General features: G+C 70.2%; 19 protein-coding genes. 12 read left to right on the forward strand and 7 right to left on the reverse strand.

Translation table 11 applies throughout. The annotated features are described in order from the left end of the window. Positions 1–238: 238 nt before the first annotated feature. The 10 genes from CTZ28_RS15800 to CTZ28_RS15845 all read left to right on the forward strand — a co-directional run bounded on the left by CTZ28_RS15800 (position 239) and on the right by CTZ28_RS15845 (position 11,423). Positions 239–1,363, forward strand: coding sequence for an LLM class flavin-dependent oxidoreductase (locus tag CTZ28_RS15800; RefSeq protein ID WP_121890030.1), 1,125 nt, complete (start codon positions 239–241; stop codon positions 1,361–1,363). Next, positions 1,360–2,868: an NtaA/DmoA family FMN-dependent monooxygenase gene (locus tag CTZ28_RS15805; RefSeq protein WP_121890031.1), complete on the forward strand. Its 1,509-nt coding sequence runs from the start codon at positions 1,360–1,362 to the stop codon at positions 2,866–2,868. The genes CTZ28_RS15800 and CTZ28_RS15805 overlap by 4 nt, the downstream gene beginning before the upstream one ends. Further along, complete coding sequence (locus tag CTZ28_RS15810) at positions 2,865–3,395, forward strand: flavin reductase family protein (RefSeq protein WP_121890032.1); 531 nt, start codon at positions 2,865–2,867, stop codon at positions 3,393–3,395. Before CTZ28_RS15805 ends, CTZ28_RS15810 begins: the two co-directional genes overlap by 4 nt. A 67-nt stretch (positions 3,396–3,462) precedes the next feature. Then, entirely contained in the window at positions 3,463–5,178 is a 1,716-nt protein-coding gene (locus CTZ28_RS15815; protein ID WP_121890033.1) for an ABC transporter substrate-binding protein, read from the forward strand. A gap of 66 nt (positions 5,179–5,244) precedes the next feature. Further along, the gene (locus CTZ28_RS15820; protein WP_121890034.1) at positions 5,245–6,204 is read left to right on the forward strand and encodes an ABC transporter permease; all 960 of its coding nucleotides are present in this window, start codon (positions 5,245–5,247) and stop codon (positions 6,202–6,204) included. A gap of 10 nt (positions 6,205–6,214) precedes the next feature. Further along, positions 6,215–7,090 carry an ABC transporter permease gene (locus CTZ28_RS15825; protein ID WP_121890035.1) on the forward strand — a complete coding sequence of 292 codons (876 nt, stop codon included), beginning with the start codon at positions 6,215–6,217 and terminating at the stop codon, positions 7,088–7,090. Beyond that, on the forward strand, positions 7,087–8,799 hold the full coding sequence (locus CTZ28_RS15830; RefSeq protein WP_121890036.1) for a dipeptide ABC transporter ATP-binding protein: 1,713 nt from the start codon (positions 7,087–7,089) through the stop codon (positions 8,797–8,799). Before CTZ28_RS15825 ends, CTZ28_RS15830 begins: the two co-directional genes overlap by 4 nt. Before the next feature lie 80 nt (positions 8,800–8,879). Further along, entirely contained in the window at positions 8,880–9,500 is a 621-nt protein-coding gene (locus CTZ28_RS15835; protein ID WP_220795340.1) for an acyl-CoA-like ligand-binding transcription factor, read from the forward strand. 139 nt (positions 9,501–9,639) lie between these two features. After that, positions 9,640–10,422, forward strand: a complete 783-nt coding sequence (locus tag CTZ28_RS15840) for an SDR family NAD(P)-dependent oxidoreductase (RefSeq protein WP_121890037.1) — start codon at positions 9,640–9,642, stop codon at positions 10,420–10,422. Between the two features lie 62 nt (positions 10,423–10,484). Then, positions 10,485–11,423, forward strand: coding sequence for a zinc-binding dehydrogenase (locus CTZ28_RS15845; RefSeq protein WP_121890038.1), 939 nt, complete (start codon positions 10,485–10,487; stop codon positions 11,421–11,423). A 139-nt stretch (positions 11,424–11,562) separates the two neighbouring features. Here the strand turns inward: CTZ28_RS15845 and CTZ28_RS15850 are convergent, their stop codons facing one another. The 4 genes from CTZ28_RS15850 to CTZ28_RS15865 are packed head-to-tail and all read right to left on the reverse strand — an operon-like array spanning position 11,563 to position 15,945. After that, positions 11,563–12,399: a carbohydrate ABC transporter permease gene (locus CTZ28_RS15850; RefSeq protein ID WP_121890039.1), complete on the reverse strand. Its 837-nt coding sequence runs from the start codon at positions 12,397–12,399 to the stop codon at positions 11,563–11,565. After that, positions 12,396–13,394, reverse strand: a complete 999-nt coding sequence (locus CTZ28_RS15855; RefSeq protein ID WP_121890040.1) for a carbohydrate ABC transporter permease — start codon at positions 13,392–13,394, stop codon at positions 12,396–12,398. Before CTZ28_RS15855 ends, CTZ28_RS15850 begins: the two co-directional genes overlap by 4 nt. A 2-nt stretch (positions 13,395–13,396) precedes the next feature. Further along, the gene (locus CTZ28_RS15860; protein ID WP_183154414.1) at positions 13,397–14,704 is read right to left on the reverse strand and encodes an ABC transporter substrate-binding protein; all 1,308 of its coding nucleotides are present in this window, start codon (positions 14,702–14,704) and stop codon (positions 13,397–13,399) included. A gap of 2 nt (positions 14,705–14,706) precedes the next feature. Beyond that, on the reverse strand, positions 14,707–15,945 hold the full coding sequence (locus CTZ28_RS15865) for an aminotransferase class V-fold PLP-dependent enzyme (RefSeq protein WP_121890041.1): 1,239 nt from the start codon (positions 15,943–15,945) through the stop codon (positions 14,707–14,709). Between the two features lie 211 nt (positions 15,946–16,156). Here CTZ28_RS15865 and CTZ28_RS15870 point away from each other — a divergent pair, with 211 nt between their 5' ends. After that, complete coding sequence (locus CTZ28_RS15870; RefSeq protein WP_121890042.1) at positions 16,157–16,864, forward strand: FadR/GntR family transcriptional regulator; 708 nt, start codon at positions 16,157–16,159, stop codon at positions 16,862–16,864. 162 nt (positions 16,865–17,026) lie between these two features. Here CTZ28_RS15870 and CTZ28_RS15875 read toward each other — a convergent pair whose 3' ends face one another. Together CTZ28_RS15875 and CTZ28_RS15885 are read right to left on the reverse strand one after the other, a co-directional pair. Continuing rightward, on the reverse strand, positions 17,027–17,599 hold the full coding sequence (locus tag CTZ28_RS15875) for a DUF3558 family protein (protein ID WP_183154415.1): 573 nt from the start codon (positions 17,597–17,599) through the stop codon (positions 17,027–17,029). A gap of 827 nt (positions 17,600–18,426) precedes the next feature. Beyond that, complete coding sequence (locus tag CTZ28_RS15885) at positions 18,427–19,203, reverse strand: SDR family oxidoreductase (protein WP_121890045.1); 777 nt, start codon at positions 19,201–19,203, stop codon at positions 18,427–18,429. A gap of 196 nt (positions 19,204–19,399) precedes the next feature. Here CTZ28_RS15885 and CTZ28_RS15890 point away from each other — a divergent pair, with 196 nt between their 5' ends. Then, on the forward strand, positions 19,400–20,284 hold the full coding sequence (locus CTZ28_RS15890; RefSeq protein ID WP_121890046.1) for a helix-turn-helix transcriptional regulator: 885 nt from the start codon (positions 19,400–19,402) through the stop codon (positions 20,282–20,284). Positions 20,285–20,554: 270 nt separating this feature from the next. Here CTZ28_RS15890 and CTZ28_RS15900 read toward each other — a convergent pair whose 3' ends face one another. Beyond that, positions 20,555–21,574: a homoserine dehydrogenase gene (locus tag CTZ28_RS15900; protein WP_121890048.1), complete on the reverse strand. Its 1,020-nt coding sequence runs from the start codon at positions 21,572–21,574 to the stop codon at positions 20,555–20,557. Between the last annotated feature and the right edge of the window lie 6 nt (positions 21,575–21,580).

Raw genomic sequence — 21,580 nt, forward strand, 5'->3', positions numbered from 1 at the left:
CGACGGGGGCATCTGACAGGCTTTCCCACGTGATCGAAACACCGCGCTCCCACGCCCTGGGGAACGGCTGCCACGCCTGCCGGTGTCGTCACCTCTGTCGCTGAGCATCCCCCTGTCGCCACCTCGCCGCATCCCGAGGTTCTCCGCGCACGCGGTGCTCCCACGTCCGCCTGACCTCGCGCCTTCGGCATGCCCGCACGCGGCGCTGTGCCGCACCCTCTACGACAAGGGACCGCCCGTGAACCGACCGCCGGAGACGGCATCTCGCCCGACCGCCCAGCCGCGCCGACTGCACCTCGGCATCCACATCCCCAACTCGGCAGTGTCCGCTGGGACATGGGAGTCACAGGGCGCCGGCCCCGACACCGAGCACTACATCGGCATCGCCAAGGCCGCGGAAGGCGCCGCCCTGGACGCGGTCTTCCTCACGGACCTCCCCACCCCGGCGGAGGATGCCGGTCGCGGTCCCGGCGACGGACCGGAACCGACCGTCGTCCTGGCCGCCATGGCAGCCGAGACACGCCGCATCGGTCTGGTCGCCACGGCGTCGACCACCGGCAACGAGCCGTACGACATCGCCCGCCGGTTCGCCACGCTCGACCTGCTCAGCGGCGGCCGCAGCGGCTGGCACATGGTCACTGCGGCCACCGCCGGCTCCGGGCCGGACGCCGCGCGTGACGGCGAGTTCGTCGCCGCGGTACGCACCCTGTGGAACAGCTGGGAGGAAGGGGCGCTGGTCGGGGACCGCGGTGCCCGCCTCTTCGTCGACACCGGCCGTATCCACCCCGCCCGCTTCCACGGTGAGCACTTCGCCGTCGAAGGCCCGCTCAACACTCCACGCTCGCCGCAGGGCGAGCCCGTCCGCGTCCGGGCCGCGGCCTCCCCGGACGGCTGGGAACGTGCCGCCGCCCACGCGGAGGTCGTCGTCACCGCGGCGCGGAGCCTGGAGGAGGCACATGCGTCCTACGCCGGCGTCAAGTCCAGGGCGGCGGCGCTCGGCCGCGCCCCCGACGCCGTCGTGGTACTGCCCGGACTCCGCACGGTCATCGGGAACACGGAGAGCGAGGCGAGGGCCCGGCGGGCACCGCTGGACGAACGCGCACCCGGACGGCCGACCGTCTCCGGCACCGCCGAACAGGTCACCGACACCCTTGAGACATGGTTCTTGTCCGGGGCCGCAGACGGCTTCACCCTCACCCCCGACGTCCTGCCGGACGGACTCCATGTCCTCACCGAACACGTCGTCCCGGAACTGCGGCGCCGCGGGCTCTTCCGGAGCGAGTACGACGGCAGCACACTCCGCGAGCACCTGGGCCTCCCCGTGCCGGCTCCACCGCGCCCGGTAGGGAGCGCCGCGCGGTGACCGGACGCCTGATCCACCTCAACGTCAACGTGAGCGGCACCGGCTACCACCAGGCGTCCTGGCTCGACCCGGCCGTGGACCCCGCCGCCTTCACCGACCTCGCCCACTACCGGCGCATCGCCGAGGCCGCCGAACGCGGCACCCTGGACGCCATCCTGCTGCCGGACATCCCCGTGCAGCAACCGGGCATCCGGCGGGCCCCGACGGCGACCCTCGAACCCACCCTCCTGCTGGCCGCGCTGTCCCGCGCCACCCACCGCATCGGCCTGATCCCCACGGCGTCCACCACCCTGAACACTCCCTGCCACCTGGCCCGCCGGATCCTCTCGCTGGACCACATCAGCGGCGGCAGGGCCGGCTGGAACGCCGTGACCACCTTCCAGCCGGAGGCGGCCCGCAACTTCGGCCTGCCGGGCGTCGCCCCGCGCCGGGAGCGCTACCGTCGGGCGGCCGAGTTCATCGAGGTCACCCGAGAGCTCTGGGACGGCTGCGGGAGCGGAGCGTCCTCGGCCGACCGGACGGACGACGGTGGGCAGGCCGCCGCCCTCGACCACCGCGGCCCGTTCGCCTCGCTCCCCGGACCGCTGAACCTCCCGCGCTCCCCGCAGGGCCGACCGGTGACGGCGCAGGCCGGCGCGTCGGAGGAGGGCCGCGAGCTCGCCGCCCGATACGGAGAGATCCTCTACACGTCCCAGTTCTCCCTGGAGGACGCCCAGGAGTACGCCCATGACATCCGCACCCGGGCCAGGGCCCACGGCCGCGACCCCGACGAGATCCGAATCCTGCCGGGACTCGTCCCGATCCTCGGCTCGACACACGCGGAGGCCCGGGAGCGGTTCGACGCCCTCCAGAACCGGCTCCACCCCGACAGCGCCCCGTTCCTGGCCCTGGCGAACTGGCTCGGCTTCGCCCCGGACGAGCTGGACCTCGACACCCCGCTCACGGAAGCCCAGTTGGAGCCGCCACCGGACCGGGTGGGCCCGATCGGCTTCTACCGCTCACTGGCCGGATTCGCACGCCGGTACCGGCCCTCCGTACGTGAGCTGCTGACGCGCTTCCTCAACGGTCACCGCGTCGTGTGCGGCACACCCGAGCAGCTGGCCGACTCCATCGTCGAGTGGTGGGAGACCGGCGCGGCCGACGGCTTCACCCTGATCCCGGCCGTCCTTCCGGCCCATCTGGAGGAGTTCGCCGAGCACGTGGTGCCCGAACTGCGCCGGCGCGGCGTGTTCCGCAGGAGCTACACCACCGACACCCTGCGCGGCCACCTCCGACTGCCCACCCCGTCCCGGTGCCGGCCCCACTCGTCCGACACCGCACCGCCCGCACCCGACCCGCGGCTCACCGCCGACATCCTCGACCGCATCGACGAGATCGTGCCACCGGGCCATGTGTTCCACCTCCGTGACACCGGCGCCGCGCCACCGGCCGTGACCGAACCGGCGCTGCGCCGCCGCCCGTTGCCCGCGCCGTCCGACACACAGGAAGGAGCACAACCGACGTGAACCCCACTCCCGGCCTCGCCCCGTCCCCGGCGGCACCGCCCGCGGAACTGCTGCGCCGCACGCTGCGCCGTCATCCCTCCGGGGTCACCGTGGTGACGGTGCCGGGTCCGGCCGGATTCACCGCCACATCCTTCACCTCTGTCTCGCTCGACCCCGCGCTCGTCTCCTTCTACGTGTCCTCCGGCGCCTCCACCGCCCCGGCCGTCCGGTCCGCCGAGGTCTTCGCCGTGCATCTGCTCGGCGCCGACCAGGAGCGGGTGGCCCGTGCCTTCGCGCGCAGCGGCGTCGACCGCTTCGCCGACGCCGAGTGGACTGCCACAGCGGAGGGACTCCCCCTGCTCACCGGCGTTCCCGCCTGGCTCACCGCACGGCCGGTCCAGCTCCAGCCGATCGGCGACCATCTGCTGGTCGTCGGCCGGGTGCTGACCGCCGGCGGCCCGGCAACCGGCGCTCCGCTGATCCACCACGACGGCGGCTTCGGAACACTCGCGGCCGCCACGGGCCCGATCGTCGACACGCGGCGGTGACGAGGCCCCCATTCTGTGGGCCGCCCCCGAGTGTGCCGTCGCCCGTCCAACCATCACGAGGAAGTTCATGTCCGACCTTCGCAGTTCCATCGAGCGTGCCGCTCCGCGGCGCAAGAAGTGGCCGTGGGCGGCCGGCGCCGTCGTCGTCCTCCTCATCGCGGCGAGCGGGGTCGCCCTCACCCGCGGCGCCGGCTCCGGTGACCAGGGCGCCACCGGCGGCACCCCCGTCCGCGGCGGCACACTCCGGTTCGCGCTGATCGACTACCAGCGCAGCCCGGACCCGCAATGGGGCACCAACTACGCGGAGTCGCTCATCGGCGACAACATCACCGACAAGCTGACGTGGCAGGACCCGGACACCGGTGAGATCACGCCGTGGCTGGCCACATCGTGGGAGTACGACAAGGACCTGACCGAGTTCACCTTCCACCTGCGCACGGACGTCACGTTCAGCGACGGCACCCCGTTCGACTCCCAGGCGGTCAAGGCCAACTTCGACCAGTACGTGAACGGCGACGAGAAGCTGGGCATCCTCCCCAACGGGGCGGCCCTGATGCCCGGTTACCTCGGGACGCGGACCCCCGACGAGTACACCGCTGTGATCCGCTTCAAGAAGCCCCTCGCGAGTTTCCTGCAGGCTTCGTCCTTCACCGCCAACGCGGGGCCCGGCTTCCTGTCCCTGTCGACGCTGAAGCTGAGCGCGAAGGACCGGACGGACCCGGCGAAGGTGATCGGCACCGGCCCGTTCGTGTACGAGTCGTGGAAGCCGCAGGTCAGGACCGTCCTGGTGAAGCGCAAGGGCTACCACTGGGCGCCACCGGCGCTCCGGCACAAGGGCGAGGCGTACCTGGACAAGATCGTGTTCAACACGATCCCGGAGGCCAGCGTCCGGACCGGCTCGCTGGAGTCCGGCGCGCTCGACGCCACGCTCGACGTGGGCACCACGGACGAGAAGTCACTCGCCGACCAGGGATTCAAGATCATCCACCGTGCGGTGTCCGGCACTGCCATCTTCTTCAACCTCAACTCCCAGCTGTTCCCCACCGATGACATCGCGGTGCGCAGGGCGATCCAGCTCGGCTGGAACCGGGACGCGCTCAGGAAGACGGTGCTCACCGACTCCTATTCGGTGGCGACCTCGGTTCTCGAGCCGTCGGTGCTGGGATACGCGGACTACAGCGGCTCCGTCCTGAAGTACGACCCGCGGCAGGCCGAGCAGCTCCTCGAGAAGGCCGGCTGGAAGGAAGGCCCGGACGGCATCCGGGCCAAGGACGGCAAGAAGCTCGTGGTCAAGCTGCTCGGCATCAACAACCTCGTGGTGAACAAGCCGGCCTACGAATCGATCCAGCAGGACCTGAAGAAGACGGGCATCGATCTGCAGCTCACCGTCCTCCCGATCCCGGACTACGCGGCCAACGTGGCCAAGGCGAAGACCGACTGGAACATCACCGCGGCCAACCGCTCGCGCAACGATCCGGCGGTCCTCAACCTCCAGTACAGCCCGCTGCTCGGCAATGGCTCCTACCTCACCGAGGATTCGGCCGGCATCGACGTCGACGAGGTCACCAAGACCCTGGGCAAGCTGGAACGCACCCTGGACCCGGCCGCGCGCAAGCAGTACGCCAAGGCGGCACAGGACCTCCTGCTCGACAAGTACGCGCTGGTGAGCCCCGTGTACAACCCCTCGCAGGTGATCGCCCAGGCGGGCCATGTCCACGGGATCGTCTTCGACGCCCAGTCGCGCAACCACTTCGTCAACACCTGGAAGAACAACGGGAAATGACCGCCTCCGGCCGCCGGGCCCCTCGGGGCGCGGCGACCACCGCATCGTCCCTGGGGAAGGAGCGTCGTGCTGCGCTACCTCGCGCTGAAGGCCGGCCGGGCCCTGTTCGTGGTCTGGGCCGCGTTCACCCTGACCTTCGTTCTGCTGTTCGTCCTGCCGGCCGACCCGGTGGACCTCCTCTTCGACCCCGCCGAACTCAACACCGTCACACCGGAGGTCCGCGAGCAGGTGGCGGACGGCTACGGCTTCGACAAGCCGGTGCTCCTGCAGTATCTCGCCCGGCTGGGGCACGCGCTGACCGGTGACTTCGGCAGCTCCGTCCAGTCGGGCCGCTCGGTCACCGCGACCATACTCGACGTGCTGCCGAGCACCCTCGTCCTCGCGTTCGGCGCCCTCGTACTGGCCCTGCTCATCGGCTTCGTGATCGCACTCGCAGCGACCTCGACCCGCCGGGCATGGGTGCGTAACCTGGCCGAGGCACTGCCGTCGGGCGCGGTCTCCGTGCCGGTCTTCCTCTCCGGCATCCTGGTGCTGCAGATCTTCTCGTTCCAGCTGGGCTGGTTCCCGGCCTTCGGCGACCAGGGTGCCAGGAGCCTCGTCCTGCCGATGATCACGCTGGCCGTCCCGGTGTCGGGTCCCATCGCCCAGCTCCTCGTCCGCAGTTTCGCCACCGAGTTCCGCTCCGGCTACGTCACGACGAGCTGGGCGAAGGGGGCCACCCGCGGCGGCATCGTCGTCCGTGACGTCTTTCGCAACGCGAGCCTCCCGGCGCTCACCATCGCCGGCATCACCTTCGGCAACCTGATCGCAGGGTCGGTCATCACCGAAACCGTCTTCGCCCGCCAGGGCATCGGCCGGATGACCCAGGCCGCGATCAACACGCTGGACATCCCGCTGGTACAGGGGATCGTCGTGCTCGTGGCGGCCAGCTTCGCGGTGATCAACCTGGTCGTCGATCTGATCTACCCGCTGCTGGATCCACGACTGCGGGCCACGCTCGCCACCGGCTCACCCCTGACGGCTTGAGGAGGACGTGATGACCGCCGAACTCGACGTGCTCGCCGCGCCCGCCCGACCCGGCCGCGCCAGCCCGCCGGCCGGACGCCTCGGCCGACTCGCGCAGCAGCCGTTCCTGGTGCTCTCGTGGATCATCGTGCTGGTCGTGATCGGCTGGGCGGTGGCCCCCGGCCTGTTCACCTCCTACGGCCCCTACGACGGCGACAGCGCCGCCGGCTTCGCACCGCCGAGCGCGGAGCACTGGTTCGGCACCGACCGGCTGGGCCGAGACCTGTTCGCGCGCAGCGTGTACGGCGCCCACACGACCCTGACCGCCACGCTGCTCGCCGTCCTCGTCGCCTTCGGCATCGGCACGGTCGTCGGGCTGATCGCCGGTTTCGGCGGAGGGATCGTCGACACGGCCATCATGCGGGTGGTCGACGTGTTCCTGGCGATCCCCAGCCTGCTGCTCGCGATGGTGGTGGTCTCCGTCCTGGGCTACTCCACGCAGAACATCGCCCTGGCCGTCGGTGTCTCCTCCATCGCGTCGTTCGCGCGGGTGATGAGAGCCCAGGTGCTCGCCGTCATGACCCAGGACTATGTCAAGGCGGCATACGGGCTCGGCGGCGGCCGGCTGCGCGTGCTGGTCAGGCACGTCGTGCCCAACTCGCTCAACTCGGTGATCGCGCTGGCGGCGCTGGAGGTCGGCACGGCCGTGCTCGCCGTCGCCTCGCTCGGCTTCCTCGGCTACGGCGCACCGCCGCCGCAGCCGGAGTGGGGCCTGCTGGTGGCCGAGGGCCGCGACTATGTCGCGGTCCACCCGTGGGCCTCGATCATGCCCGGCCTGGCGCTCGCACTCGTCGTCATCTCCACCCACCGCATCAGCACCTCGTACCGGAAGGAACACCGCCGATGACGGACACGGCCGAGGAGAGGCAGGACCCGCTGCTGCGGATCACCGATCTCGCGATCGACTACCGTACGGGGCGCCGCCAGTGGACACCGGCCGTCCGCGGAGCGGGCCTCCACGTGCGGCGGGGCGAGTTCGTCTCGCTCGTGGGGGAGTCCGGCTCGGGCAAGACCACCCTGGTCCAGGGCGCGCTCGGGCTGCTTCCGACCGCCGCGCGGATCCGGGGCGGTTCGATCGCGTACTCCGGTGTGGACGTCACCGGCTGGAGCGACCAGCGTATGGCGCTGGTGCGGGGCAACTACGTGGGCTTCGTCCCCCAGGACCCCAATACCTCGCTCAACCCGGTCAAGAAGATCGGGCAGCAGGTGATCGAGGCGGTCCGGTTCAACGCGCCCGGGGCCCGGAACGCGGCGCAGCACCGGGAAGCCGCGCTGGAGAGCCTGCGCACCGCGGGCCTCAAGGATGCCGGGCGGGTCTTCCACCAGTACCCGCACGAACTCAGCGGCGGCATGAAGCAGCGTGCGCTCATCGCGATCGCGCTGGCAGGCAAGCCGAAGATCGTCGTGGCCGACGAGCCCACGAGCGCGCTCGACGTGACCGTCCAGAAAGTGATCCTCGACCACTTGGCACGGCTGCGCGAGGAACTCGGCATCGGCATTCTCCTGGTCACCCACGACCTCGGCGTCGCACTGGACCGCTCGGACCGGATCCTGGTCATGCAGCACGGCCAGATCGTGGAGGAGGGTCCGGTACGCCGGATACTGGAGAACACCACCCACGACTACACCCGCCGACTCCTCGACGCGGCCCCCGCGCGGCACGCCGGCCGGCTCGTGCCGACATCGGGTGTGCGGGCGGTTCCGGCCGACGCGGCGCCGGTGCTGCGGGCCCATGCGCTCACCAAGCGCTACCACCTGCGTGGTGCCCGCGGCCGGCGGCGGGAGGTGCGGGCGCTGGACGGCGCCGACCTCGTCGTGCGCAAGGGCACCACGCATGCGATCGTCGGGGAGTCCGGCGCGGGCAAGTCGACGCTGGCGAGCATCCTGGTGCGGTTCACCTCCGCCGACGGCGGCACGGTACACGTCGGCGACCGGGAGGTGACCGGCCTGGACCGCAGACAACTGCGGGAGATCCGCCGGGACCTGCAGTTCGTGTTCCAGAACCCGTTCACCTCGCTCGACCCGCGGTTCACGGTCGGCAAGCTCGTCGCCGAGCCGCTGCAAGCCTTCGGACTGGTGACCGGCAGACGGGAGCGGACGGCCCGGGTGGTCGAGCTGCTGACGGCGGTGGCGCTGGACGAGAGCCACCTGCACCGGCTGCCCGGCGAACTCTCCGGCGGCCAGCGGCAGAGGGTCGCGATCGCGCGGGCGCTCGCGCTCAATCCCGGGATCCTCGTGCTCGACGAGGCGGTGAGCGCGCTCGATGTGTCGGTCCAGGCGCAGATCCTGCAGCTGCTGGTCGATCTGCAGGCCGAGTTCGGACTCAGCTATGTGTTCGTGACCCACGACCTCGGTGTCGTACGTCTGATCGCCGACGACGTCACGGTCATGAGAGGGGGCGTCGTGGTCGAGACGGGCCCGGTCGAGCAGGTGTTCCGCGCGCCGCGACACGCGTACACCCGAGAACTGCTGGAGGCCGTTCCGGGAGCCGACCACACCGGCCCCGGCACGATCCGAGCAGCCCGAGCCAACACGTCGATCGCACACCAGGTGTGACACCGTGCCCACGTGGCCGGTCCGCCGGCCACCAGGGCGTGTACCCGGTCGAAGAAGAAGCGCGCACTAGACTCCTACCCGTGTCGGTGGAGCCAGGGCGGCGGGGGCGGGGGCGGCCTCGTGTCAGTACGCGTGAGGACGTCGAGTTGGCGGCCGTCGCGCTGATGCGGCGCGACGGCTATGAGAACGTCACCGTCGCCTCGATCGTCTCCGCCGCCGGCATCAGCCGGACCACGTTCTTCCGCTACTTCGGCTCGAAGCCAGGGGTCATCTGGTACGCCTTCGACACCACGATCGAACGGCTGGCCGCCGCGATCGCCGCGGCGCCCGCTGACGCCGACACGCTCGACGCGGTGCGTGCGGCCGTGGTGGAGTCGACCCGGGCGGCGGTCCAGGACAGCCCGGTCTGGCTGGAGCGGTTCCAGCTCCTCGACACGGTCGCCGAACTGCAGGCGGAATCCCACCAGCACTGGGAGCAGTGGAAGCGTGCCATCGCCGAGCACATCGCGGCCCGTCTCGGCAGCGCTCCGGACTCGGTGATCCCGCTGGCGGTCGCGGGCGCGTTCCACGGCGGTTTCGTCGCCCAGCTTCGCGTCTGGCGTGACGATCGGGACCGTGATGCCTTCATCGCTCACCTCGACCGGAACATGGAGCACGTCGCCGCCCTGCTCCGCCCGCTGCCCTCCACGGATCTGGGCTGACCTCCCCGATCCGACGCGTGTGTTCCGCCCTCCCTGCCGCACCAACTTTTGTGGAACCCCGTACCGGACATATTTGTGGGACGGAGTACCATAAATGTTTGGGTGTCCGTGAGGCCCCGGAAACGCAGAGGAGGGCGTCGTGGCGAAGCAGCTCGACGGCAAACGGATCATCGTCACTGGCGGCGCTCAGGGGATCGGTGAGGCGACGGTGCGGGCCTTCGCCCGCGAAGGAGCGCAGATCTACTCGTTCGACCTCACTGAGGACGCCGGCACGCGCGTCGCCGAGGAGGCCACGCAGGAGGGCCCCGGCACGGTGACCTTCCGTCGCACCGACATCGCCGACAAGGCGGACACCGGTGCGGCGTTCGACGAGGCCGTCGCGGCACTGGGCGGGCTGGACGTCCTGGTGAATGTCGCCGGCCTGCAGCGCAGCTCCGCCGCCGCGGACATCACGGACGAACTGTGGGAGACGGTGTACCGGGTCAATGTGCTCGGCACCATCCACACCAACCAGGCCGCCTATCACGCGATGCGGCCCTCCGGAGCCGGCGCGATCATCAACTTCGGCTCCATGTCCGGCTTCACCAGCGAGCTCACCAATGCCGCCTACGGCTCCTCCAAGGCCGCCGTCCACACCTGGACCCGCACCGTCGCCCGCGAGTGGGGACCCGACGGCATTCGCGTCAACGCCGTACTCCCTTATGTGAACACCCCGATGTTCGACAAGTACCGCGGCTCCCTCACCCCCGAGGAACTCGCCGCCTACGACGCGGAGATCGCCAAGTCCATCCCCCTGGGCGGCCGTTTCGGCGATGCCGACAAGGACCTCGCCCCGGTCCTGGTCTTCCTCGCCGGCGATGCCTCCCACTTCATCACCGGCCAGCTGCTGCCCGTCGACGGCGGCCTCACTTCGGTGCGCTGACCCCTCCCGGGGACACCTGTGACACCGGCACCGACCGACAGAGGAACGAAAGGCTCCATCCCATGAAGGCATGGCAGTTCACCGGCATCGACGAACCACTGCGTCTGGCCGACCTGGCGGACCCCCTGCCCGGCCCGGACGAGATCGTGGTGGACGTCAAGGCGGCGGGTCTGTGCCACAGTGACGTCAGCTTCGTGGACGGCACCCTCACCGTACTGCTCGGATCCGTCCCCATCGTGCTGGGCCATGAGACCGCCGGCATCGTCTCCGCGATCGGCAGCGACGTACGCGCCTTCGCCGTCGGTGACCGTGTCGGTGTCCCCGCCACGACGGAGGGCCCCGGTACCGCCGTCGACGGCGGATTCGCCGAGAAGGTACGTGTCAAAGAGCAGCTCGTCGTCCGCCTCCCGGACGCGGTCAGCTTCGAGCAGGCCGCCCCGGCCACCGACGCGGCGCGCACCGCCTACCGGGCCGTGCGGACCTTCGGCCGCGTCGAGGAGGGGATGAAGGTCGGCATCATCGGCTTCGGCGGACTGGGCTCCCTCGGCGCGCAGATCGCCCGGGCCTTCGGCGCGCAGGTCTACGTGGCCGAGATCAACGAGGCCGTCCGGCCGAACATCCAGGACTTCGGGCCGGCCGGCATGTCCGCCGACATCCGTGACTTCGAGGACGCCCGGCTCGACGTGATCATTGACTTCGCCGGTTTCGGCACCACCACGGCCTCCGCCATCGACGCCGTCCGGCACGGCGGCCGGATCGTGCAGATCGGCATGGCCCGCGAGTCCGCGACCCTGTCGCTGCAGAAGATCATCCTCAAGGAGATCACCCTGGTCGGCGCCTCCAACGGGGAGAAGGCCGAATGTGAGGCCGTGCTCGACCTGATCGCCCAGGGCAGGATCAGCTCCAGGATCGTGCCGATCACCTTCGACCAGATCCCCGAGTACCTCGACAAGCTCCGCGACGGCCAGGTCGACGGACGCGCCGTCGCCGTGACCCCCTGAGCCCCGTCAAGCGCACACCCTTCAACACCGGTGGGGGATGCGGGTAGACACCGCATCCCCCACCGTGCCCCGCCGGCGCACCTGGCGTGACGGTCTCAGCGCTCTCAGCCGTCCGGATCCGCGCACTGCGCACTGCGCGTCAGCCCTTGACCGCTCCGGCGGTGAGCCCCTGGACGATGTGGCGGCTGGCGAAAGCGAACAGCAGCATCGTGGGTGCGATGGTGAGGACCGCGGCCGCCGACATCGAACCCCAGTCGATGTTGAAGCTGGAGATGAAGCCGTTCAGCGCGGTGGGGACGGTCTTGTTCTCGTCGCTGTTCATCAGCGTCACCGACAGGAACAATTCGTTCCAGCAGTTGACGAAGTTGAAGATGAACGCCGCGACGATGCCCGGCCTCATCACCGGGAGCAGCACCCGGAAGAGCGCGCCGAGCCGAGAGCAGCCGTCGATCATCGCCGCCTCTTCCAGAGCGTCGGGGATGTTCTCGAAGAAGCCGCGGAGCATCACCGTACAGAACGGGATGCAGACGGCGATGTAGACGAGGATGAGGCCGAACCGGTGGTCGACCAGCTGCAGATCCGTCATCAGCAGGTAGAGCGGCCCGAGGGCGATGAAGGCGGGGATCATCTGGGTGACCAGCGCGGCCATCAGCACCGCGGACTTGCTGCGGAACTCGAATCGCGCCAGGACGTACGCCGAGAGCGTGGACACAAGGGTCGCCACCACACCGGCCACCGTCGCGATGAAGAGGCTGTTGGCCAGGTACACGCCGAAGTCGGCCTTGGAGAACAGTCCGGTGTAGTTCTCCAGCGAGAAGGTCTGGGGCCAGTAGGCGATCGGAAAGGTGAAGATGTCACCCGCGGGCTTCAGCGAGGTGATGGTGATCCAGTACAGCGGGAAGACGGTGATGATCAGCCACAGGGTGAGGAAGCCGATCCTGACGGCCCGTCCGGCCGCGGACTCCTTGTTGATCACGACTTCGCCTCCTTCTTCTCGCGTGTGGCCATGAGGTAGAACAGCGAGAACACGAACAGACCCGCCACCATCAGCAGGCCGAGCGCGGAAGCCTTGCCGTAGTCGCCCTGCTGCGTGATGTTGATCATCCAGGTGGTGACGATATGTGTCTCGTTATTGGGTCCGCCGCCGGTCACTCCGTAGATCAGGTCGGGGAAGTTGAAGATCCAGATCACCCGCAGCAGCACGGTCAGCGTCAGCGTCGTGCGGATGTACGGGATGGTGATCTGGAACAGCGTGCGCACCTTGCCCGAGCCGTCCAGGGCCGCGGCCTCATAGATTTCGTCCGGTATGGACTGCAGCGCGGCCAGCAGCATGATGGTGAAGAAGGTGACGCCGTACCAGATGTTGGCGATGATGATCGCGGTCATGGCGAACTTCGGGTCGGCCAGCCAGGCGATCGGCTCGTCGATCAGACCGGCCTTCTGGAGCAGGTCGTTGACGACACCGAACTCGCTGTTGAACATCCAGCGGAACAGGATGCCGATGAGGAAGCCCGAGATCGCCCAGGGGAAGAAGATCAGCGCCTGGTACAGCCCGCGGAAGCGGAAGCGGCGGCGCAGCCACAGCGCCAGCGCGAAGCCGATCACGAGCTGCGGCACGATCGAGGCGACGACCCACACGGCGGTGTTGCTCAGCACCGTGCCCCACAGCGGGTCGTGGAAGATCGCCGTGAAGTTGTCAAGGCCGACGAACGACCGGTCGGTGAGGTCGGCCAGATTCCAGTGCCGGAAGGCCATTTGACCGCCCGCCACCATCGGGTAGTACGTGAAGACGGCCACGAACACCACGGCCGGTGCCATGAAGGCGGCGATGACCAGGCCGCGGCGCACGGTGAACTCGCGCTTGCGGCGGCCCGCCCCTGCCGCTGGGGCGGGGCGGCCGCCCCCCTTGCGGGAAGGGCGGCCCGGCCGCTGCTGTTCGGGCGGTGTCGTCAGGGCTGCGCCGGTGTCCATGGTCAGCCCTTTTCGCTCTGCCACTTGGCCGTCCAGTACGCGTCCCAGTCGGCCAGCAGCGCCTTCGCGGTCACCTTGCCGAGCAGCAGCTTCTGCACATCGGCGTCGGCTTTCTGCGACCACTCGGTGAACCACGGCGCGTCACGGGGCTGGGTGACGTCGACATAGGTGTCAGGGCTGTTCGCCATGGTGACGTAGCTCGCCCAGGCGCCGGTGCGGTAGAACGGGTCCTCCGCCGCCTTCTTGAGGATCGGGACGAGGCTGTTCTTCTGGGCGAACGTGGTCGACGCCGCGCCCTGCGACAGGAACTCGATCAGCTTGACGGCCTCGGCCTTGTGCTTGCTGCCCTGGGCGATGCCCCAGCCCGCGGTGCCGAGCGGCTGAACCGCCTTGCCGCCCGGCCCCTTGAGCAGGGGCGCCGTCGTCCACTGGTCCGCGCCGAGCGCCTTGGACTCCTTGAGCGTGGCGATCACCTCGGGGTCCTGCAGCAGGAAGGCCGTCGAGCCGTTGGAGAAGCCCTCGACCATCTCCGGGTAGCTCCACGCGACGGACGACGGCGGAGCACCCTGCTTGAAGATCTTGAGGTAGGTGTCCAGCGCGTCGCTCGCCTCCGGTGCGGAGAAGATCGAGCTGCCGTCCTTCAACTTGTAGGCGTTGGAGGTGTCGATCCGGTCGGCGACGTACGCCCCGATGAGCATCGTGACGTTGTTGAAGCCGCCCTGCCCGCCCCGGAAGGCGTAGCCGTAGCGGCGCTTGCTCTTGTCCTGGATCGCGCTGGACTGCTTCAGCAGGTCGTCCCAGCTCGCCGGCGGTGCCTGGAAGCCCGCGCCGGCGACCAGATCCTTGCGGTAGAACAGGCTGGCGCCGTAGAAGCCGTACGGGACGAAGTACGTCTTGCCGTCGTTCTGCGTCGACGCCTTACGGGCCTTGTCGGTGAGGTCGTTCCAACCGGGCCAGCTCTTCAGGTCCTTGCCCATGTCGTGCAGCCAGCCGTTGTTCGACCAGGGGCCGACCGTCTGGTCGCGGACCTCGAGCACATCGACCCCGCTGCCGGACGGGAGCATCTGCTGCAGCTTCTGGTCCGCCTGCGCGGTCGGCGGCGAGACCAGGTTGACCGTGATCTTCGGGTTCTGCTTCTCGAAGTCCGCGAGGAGGTCCTTGAGCAACGCCGTACGGGTCGGGTTGGTGAGGCTCTCCACCATCTGCAGGCGGACGGTTCCGTCGCTTCCGCCGCCCATGGCGCTGCAGCCCGAGACGGTCACGGTGAGCGCGAGGCCGAGCGCGGCTACGGCCCTTCTTCTGGTCAGCATCGTCAACGCTCTCCTCGATCAGTTGCGGTACGGGACCACTCGCCCAGCACGGGGACGCAGTTCTCGGCGAAGTACTCGTAGTCGGCGGCGGTGTTGTAGACGTGCGTGGACAGCCGGAGGTAGCCGACGCCGCCGAAGCTGGTGAACGCCGCCGCGACGCCCAGTTCGCGGGCGACCCGGTCGCGTAGCCCGTCGGCCTCGAGGCGGGTGGTGGCGAGCCCGTCCGGCAGCCGGACCAGCCGCAGCGCGTCCACCGGCATGCCGACGTCCACCGGCTCGTCCTGGCCGGTCAGTTCGGCGAGCGCGGCGCCGACGACATGCTCCGCGTAGTCGGCGAGCTCACGGATGTAGGTGCGCGCGGTCCGCCAGCCCCAGGTGTCCTCGATGAAGTCGAGCGCCGTGGGTGTCGCGAGGTAGCTGGTGGCGTCCAGGGTGCCCTGGGTGTCGAACCGGTCGGGGAACGGCTCCTCGGCGCCCCAGGAGTCGATCAGCGGGTAGAGCTCGTCACGCAAGGGCGAGCGGGCCACCAGCACCGAAGAGCCGCGCGGGGCACAGCCGAACTTGTGGATGTTACCGATCCAGAAGTCGCAGTCCAGGCCGTGCAGCGGGTCCTCCAGCAGGCCGGGCACGTGCGCGCCGTCGACCAGGAACGGGATGCCGCGGCGCCGTGCCTCGGCTCCGATCCGCTCCACCGGCATGCGGCGGGCCGTGGCGGAGGTGATGTGGTCCACCACGATCAGCCCGGTCCGATCGCCGGCCTGGCTCATCACGGCCTCGTAGGCGTCGTCCTCGCCGGCGGCGAGCGGCACGTGCACCGTCCGTACGCTGCCGCCCCAGCGGCGGGCGAGCCGCTCGGCGCCCATGCTCACGGCACCGTAGCCGTGATCGGTGACCAGGATCTCGCCGCCGGTCCTGGCGGGCACGCTGCCGTAGACGACACTCGCGCCGCCGCTCGCGTTCGGCACGAGGGCCAGGTCCGTCGCCGCGACCCGCAGGAACCCGGCGATGGCGCCGCGGGCCTCGGCGACCCGCGCGGCGAGGTGCGGGAACCATACGCCGGGATTGCTGTCCATCTCCCTGCGCAGTTCGTCCTGCACGTTCTGGGCCGCGATCGGGACGGCCCCGAAAGACCCGTGATTGAGGTGTCTGACCTGCGGGTCCAGAGACCAGGCGGCCGCCGCGGGCCTGCCGTCCGCAAGGAGAAGGGGACGGGGCGCGGTGATGAGATCGGTCTTGCTCACGTCGCTCCAGGAGACATGTCATCGGACGCAGATCAAAAGAGATCTGATGTGTTGCGGCATGTTGGCATGGAGTTCGCGAGATACACAAGGTTCGGCGGGCAATTTGTCTGATGACTCTCAGAGGCATCGCGGAGAGGTCGGACAATGTGCCGGATTCGCCGGTAAGGTGGGTGTGGGTCCGGCGGTGCCGCCGGCCATGAAGGAGGATGGGATGTCCGCAGTCGAGAAGGCGGTACATGGCCTACGGCGCATGATCTCCAGCGGCCGCCTCGGTGCCGGGGACCGCCTTCCGCCGGAGGCCGGGCTGTGTGAGGAGCTCGGTGTCTCGCGCAGCTCCCTGCGTGAGGCCGTGCGCATGCTCGCCGCGCTCGGTGTGGTCGAGTCCCGGCACGGATCGGGCACGTTCGTCTCGCAGCTGCGGCCCGCCGAGATGATCGGCAGCCTGTCGCTGACGGTCGAACTCCTGCCGCTGGACGGCGTTCTGGAACTGTTCGAGGCCCGGCGCGTCCTGGAGGCGCACGTCGCGGCGCAGGCGGCGGCGAGGATCACTCCCGAGGAGCTGAAGGCGCTCATCGCGGTCATGGAGGCGCTGGAGGCCACGGACGACCCGGACGAGGGGAGCGAACTCAATCACCGGTTCCACTCCGAGATCGCCCGCGTCGCGGGCAACCCCTCCATCGAGTCACTGCTGACGGTCCTCAGCCATCGGTCGCGTGCCTACCAGGTGTATCTGCTTCCGGAAGGCCCGGCGATGAAACGTGAGAGCGACGCGGGCCACCGGGCCATCACCGACGCACTCGCCCAACGCGACCCGGCCGCAGCGGCAGCCGCAGCCGCCGCGCATATCGCCTGCTCGGCGCGCTGGCTGGAAGCCTGTCGGCCACCGGTGACCGACCAGGGCGCGTCGACTGCGGTGTAGCCCGGTACCGGCTCTTTCACCGGTTGTACTGTCGCCGGTCTGCCGGTCGACGGGACCTGCGCGGCGGTCCCGTCGACGACCTGCCAGGCGCGCCGTTCCATCAGCGGCGTCGATGCCGCCTCCGGGCCCGGCGCGCCCAGCCGGCTGTCACACGATCCGCGTTCAAAGGCGCGTGGCCACCGTGCCGGCCAGTGCGGTGAGCGGCTCGTTGTTCTCCGAGGCCGTGTTGCCGCGGACGAGACGGATCGAGACCCATGCCTCGTCCACCCGCAGGAAGACCGATCCGTCCTCCAGGTACGCCTCGTCACCGATGCCGTCGAGCGCTTTCAGTTCGTGTCCTAGCTGTCGCTCGGCGTCGTAGTAGTTCTTCCCCGATTCCCCGGAGAAGATCTCCACCTGCGCCGTCGGCCCGGACTCGGGCGCGACGTAGGTGCAGGTGTCGCCTGTTTCCTTACCTGGCTTCAGCGGTGTGCCGGCGAGCTGTTCGGCCTCTTGCCGGGTGACCAGCGCGCATGGGTCCTCAACTCCGGTGGCAGTGGGCGTCGGTGAGGGCTCCTTAGGGTTCTCCCCGGCCGGCGCCGACGTGACGGCGGCGGTCGGGCTCGGCCCGTCCTGGGCGTCCGAGTCCGACGCCTGGCATCCCAGAAGCGCCGGGATCAGCAGCGCCCCCAGCAGGGCCAACGGACGGCCGCGGTGGCGGTAACGGGATCTGGTGCGGGTACGGATATGTGACATCGGTTCTGTCCCCCCTGGCTCATGGCACCGGACGCTCCACGGGGCGGGCTGCCCGACCATGTGAACCTCCAGACGCACCGCACCACCATTTGGTTTCAGCCATCGGACCCGACTTCCTCGCCGGGGCCGGCGGCCGCCCCCGGCAGACGATCTCACCGCCCCGGCCGGCCTCGACGTCAGCCAGGACGGTGCCGTAGGTGCAGCCCTTCCGGAAGGCGAACTCATCCACTCCCAGCACACGCGGCGCATGGTTCGACACCGCCGGCGCCGTCAGCAGTCTGAGCAGCGGCAGCCGGCCCGTCAGCCCGCTGCCGCTCGGACCGGCCCGCCGCTTGCTTGACGAACGTCTTGCGGGAACAGCTCTGGGCTTTGGTCGCTGGCCCTGTGCGTCTGATGCTTATCCCGGACGCCGACCGCGGGGCTGTTCACCAGGGGATCTGCCTGCCCTGCTGCGTGAGGCAGAGCGTCAGGCTGCCGATCCAGTCGCCATCGGGATACTCCCCGGCGGCGGCTTCGGGCAGGACTCCGGGCAACTCCTCGCGCGCCAGGGGTGAGCCAGGCTGATGGCCAAGCCGGCCGTCCGGGGCCGTCCACGGAATCAGACGGCACACCTCTGTCCACCCCATGTCGATTGCTGTTCCGTCGTGGCCCTACGCGCCCGTGACACCGCACCGCGCTCGCCCTCTTCGCCGCTCGCCGGTGGATCGCCGCGGACGGAGCCCCGAAGCTGGCCGAGCCCACATACGCCCCGCGGCCCAGGAGATCGGTGTAGGCCCAGGGGCAGGCCCCCGTTGCTGCTCAGGTGTTATTCCGGGGGAGCCCCACGTTCAGCTGGTCTGACCTGTGGGCATGATGGTGATCTGTTGGAGGTTCACCCGGGGCGGCAGCGTCGCGAGGAAACCGATGGTCTCGGCGACGTCCTGCGGCGCGAGCCACTCGATCGTCTCCTTGGCACCGGCCAGCCAGGCCTGGGCGCCTGCGTCGGTGACATGGCTCTGCAGCTCGGTACCGACGATGCCGGGCTCGATCGCCGCCACGCGCACGTTCTTCGGGCCGAGCTCGACCCGCAGATGGCGTGAGAGATGGGTGACGTACGCCTTGGTGGCGGTGTAGACGGCGAAGTTCGGGTAGATGTTCTGCGCCGCGATCGACGAGGTGTTGACCAGGTCGGCCACGCCGCGTTCACCGGCGGCCTCGACCAACTGCGGTGTGAAGGCGCCGATGACGTTCATCAGCCCGGTGATGTTGAGGTCGATCTGGTGCTGCCACTGGTCACGGGCCAGCTCCTCGATCGGCGCGGGCAGCATGACGCCGGCGTTGTTGAAGACCAGGTCCGCGCCGCCCAGCTCGGCGGCGACCCGGTCGGCAGCGGCCTGGACGGCCGCCGCGTCGGTGACGTCCACGGCGATCGCCAGAGCCTGTCCGCCGTTCTTCTCGATACGGACGACCAGATCGGCGAGCCGCTCCACGCGCCGCGCCAGCACGACGACATGGGCCCCCAGAGCGGCCAGCTTCTCCGCGGACGCCTCGCCGATGCCACTGGAGGCACCGGTGATCACCGCGACACGACCGGCCAGGGGGCGCACAGGTGACTGCGTGGTCATGGGAACACCTTTCGAAGGGGGTGGGTGTGCGAGGGGGCGCGGCCTGCCGCCGTCGGCCCCTCCACCAGAACACCACCCGCAGCCCCCCTCGCGGGGCGCCGGAAGGTGCCCTGACCGGACAGGTATGCGCACAGCAGGTACTGGCAGGGCCACCCAGGACAGGACGGGACCGGCCCCTGCCTCTCACACTGGATGTATGGATGACCGCAGTCGTGAGCTCGCCGATTTCCTGCGCACGCGCCGGGCCCGGATCACCCCGGACCGGGCGGGCCTGCCCGCCGACGGCCGGCCCCGCCGGGTGCCAGGACTGCGCCGTGACGAGGTGGCCCGGCTCGCGGGTGTGAGCACCGAGTACTACACCCGGCTCGAACAGGGCCGCGCGCACCATCCCTCGCTGGAGGTCGTCGAGGCCCTCGCCCGCAGCCTGCGGCTCGACCCGTCCGAGCGTGAGCACCTCACCGACTTGCTGGCGCGGCCCACGCCGGTACGCCGCGCCCCGGCCGGTCCGCAGCGGGTCCGTCCGGGGCTGCACCTGATGCTGCAGACCCTCGACCACGTGCCCGCTTTCATCCTCGGCCGGCGCACCGACATCCTGGCGTCCAACCGTCTCGCCCGCGAAGTCCTGACCGACTTCGACGCCCTGCCCGCACCTCACCGCAACCTGGCCCGTTACTACCTCCTGGATCCTGAGGCGCGCCGACGCGTCGACGAGTGGGAGCGGATCGCTGCCGAAACCGTCGCGATCCTCCGCCTCGCAGCAGGCCGCTACCCGCACGACCGCCAGCTCGCCGATCTCGTCGGCGAACTCACTCTGAAATCAGTGGAGTTCAGCGGATGGTGGAACGACCACCGCGTGCTGCGCCGCACTCACGGAGGCAAGCGCTACCACCACCCGCTCGTCGGCGAGCTCCACTTCTCGTACGAGTCCTTCCAGGTTCCCGGCGATGCCGAGCAGACCCTGTGCGTCTACAACGTCGAACCCGGTTCCGGCACGGCCCAGGCGCTGAGCCTTCTCAACAGCTGGACCGCCTCAGGCTCTCAGCCGCACTTCGCATCGCCCGACGCCGCGGACATACCGTGACCGGTTCGATCGACGGGCCGGCTCGGCCGCTGTCCGGCGGGGGGTGTGCCGGTGTGCGGGCTTGATACTTCGACCGCACCGGCGAGGACAGCAAGCCCGGCCGGAGCGCTAGGGCCTCTCGTTTGGATCATGCCGGGCTCGCGGGCCCTGGCACCGCGCCTCGCGGCGTTGTCGTCGGTTGTCAGGGCTCCGCCCTGCCGCCCTCCTCCGCCTTGCGGTCCACGGCACCAGACCCCGCTCCCTGATCCGGCCTGATCCAAACGAAAGACCCTAGCGGAATCCGTGGTGGCGTCGTTCCACGACGTCGAGGGTGTCCTTGAGCAGTGCGAGTGCCGCGCCCAGGGGGCTGGAGCGGCCGCCGCTCACCGTGATGTCACCCGCCTCCGGGCACACATAGGTCACCGCCTTCTCCGGTCCGGTGAGCGCGTGTATCGGGTCACCGGGCGCAGTCGCCTCCAGCCGGACCCGTACCTCGTGCGGGGTGTCGGCCGCGGCGGATGCCACCGCGCGCAGCCGCCGTCCCCGCTCCGCCGCCGCGCGCGCCGCCGAGGCCGTGTCCTCCCCGACCGGTTCGGTACGCCACCGTACGGCGGAGGCGTCCCAGCCCCACAGCAGCGCGGCGAGCAGCGCGACCTTGGTGGCCGCGTCCTGCCCGGACAGGTCGGCCGACGGGTCGCCCTCCGCGATGCCGAGACGCCGCGCCTCGGCCAGTGCGCCGGCCAGCGTCCCGCCGTCCGCCAGGCGGTCCAGCACAAAGGTGGACGTGCCGTTGGGGCAGGCCCGCACCGAGCGGCAGCCGAGTCCCCGGACGCCGGAACGGGCCAGGTCTCCGGCGGGCAGGGCGGCCCCGGTCGCGGCGGACAGCCGGACCAGCGCGCCACCGGACCGCGCCGCGGCTGCCAACTCCCGCCAGCCACTGAGGAGATGTGCCTTGGCCGCGGTGACCACGTGCACCCCGGCACGCAGCGCGGTGACGGCCTCGACCGTGGCCCACTCGCGGGCCTCGGGGGTGGAGGGCACCGCCTGCACCAGGACCGTGGCCCGCGTCCGTGCCAGGGTTTCGGCGATGCCGGGCAGCGGTTCCGGAAGCGGTCGCGGCGGCGAGGTCCAGTCGGCGTCCCGGGGCGGCAGCCACTGCGCCGTGCTGGTGCGGACGGCCGCGAGCCGCAGCGGTGCCCCGTCGGCGTGTGCGTCGGCGAGCCAGCGGGCGTAGGCCTGCCCCACTCGCCCGAAGCCCGACAGGACGACGGCCGCCGGGGGAGCGTCACCCGTCCTGCCGTCCTCGTTCACCGGCTC

Origin of the sequence: Streptomyces shenzhenensis (assembly GCF_003688995.1) — a bacterium.
Classification (GTDB): Bacteria; Actinomycetota; Actinomycetes; order Streptomycetales; family Streptomycetaceae; genus Streptomyces; species Streptomyces shenzhenensis_A.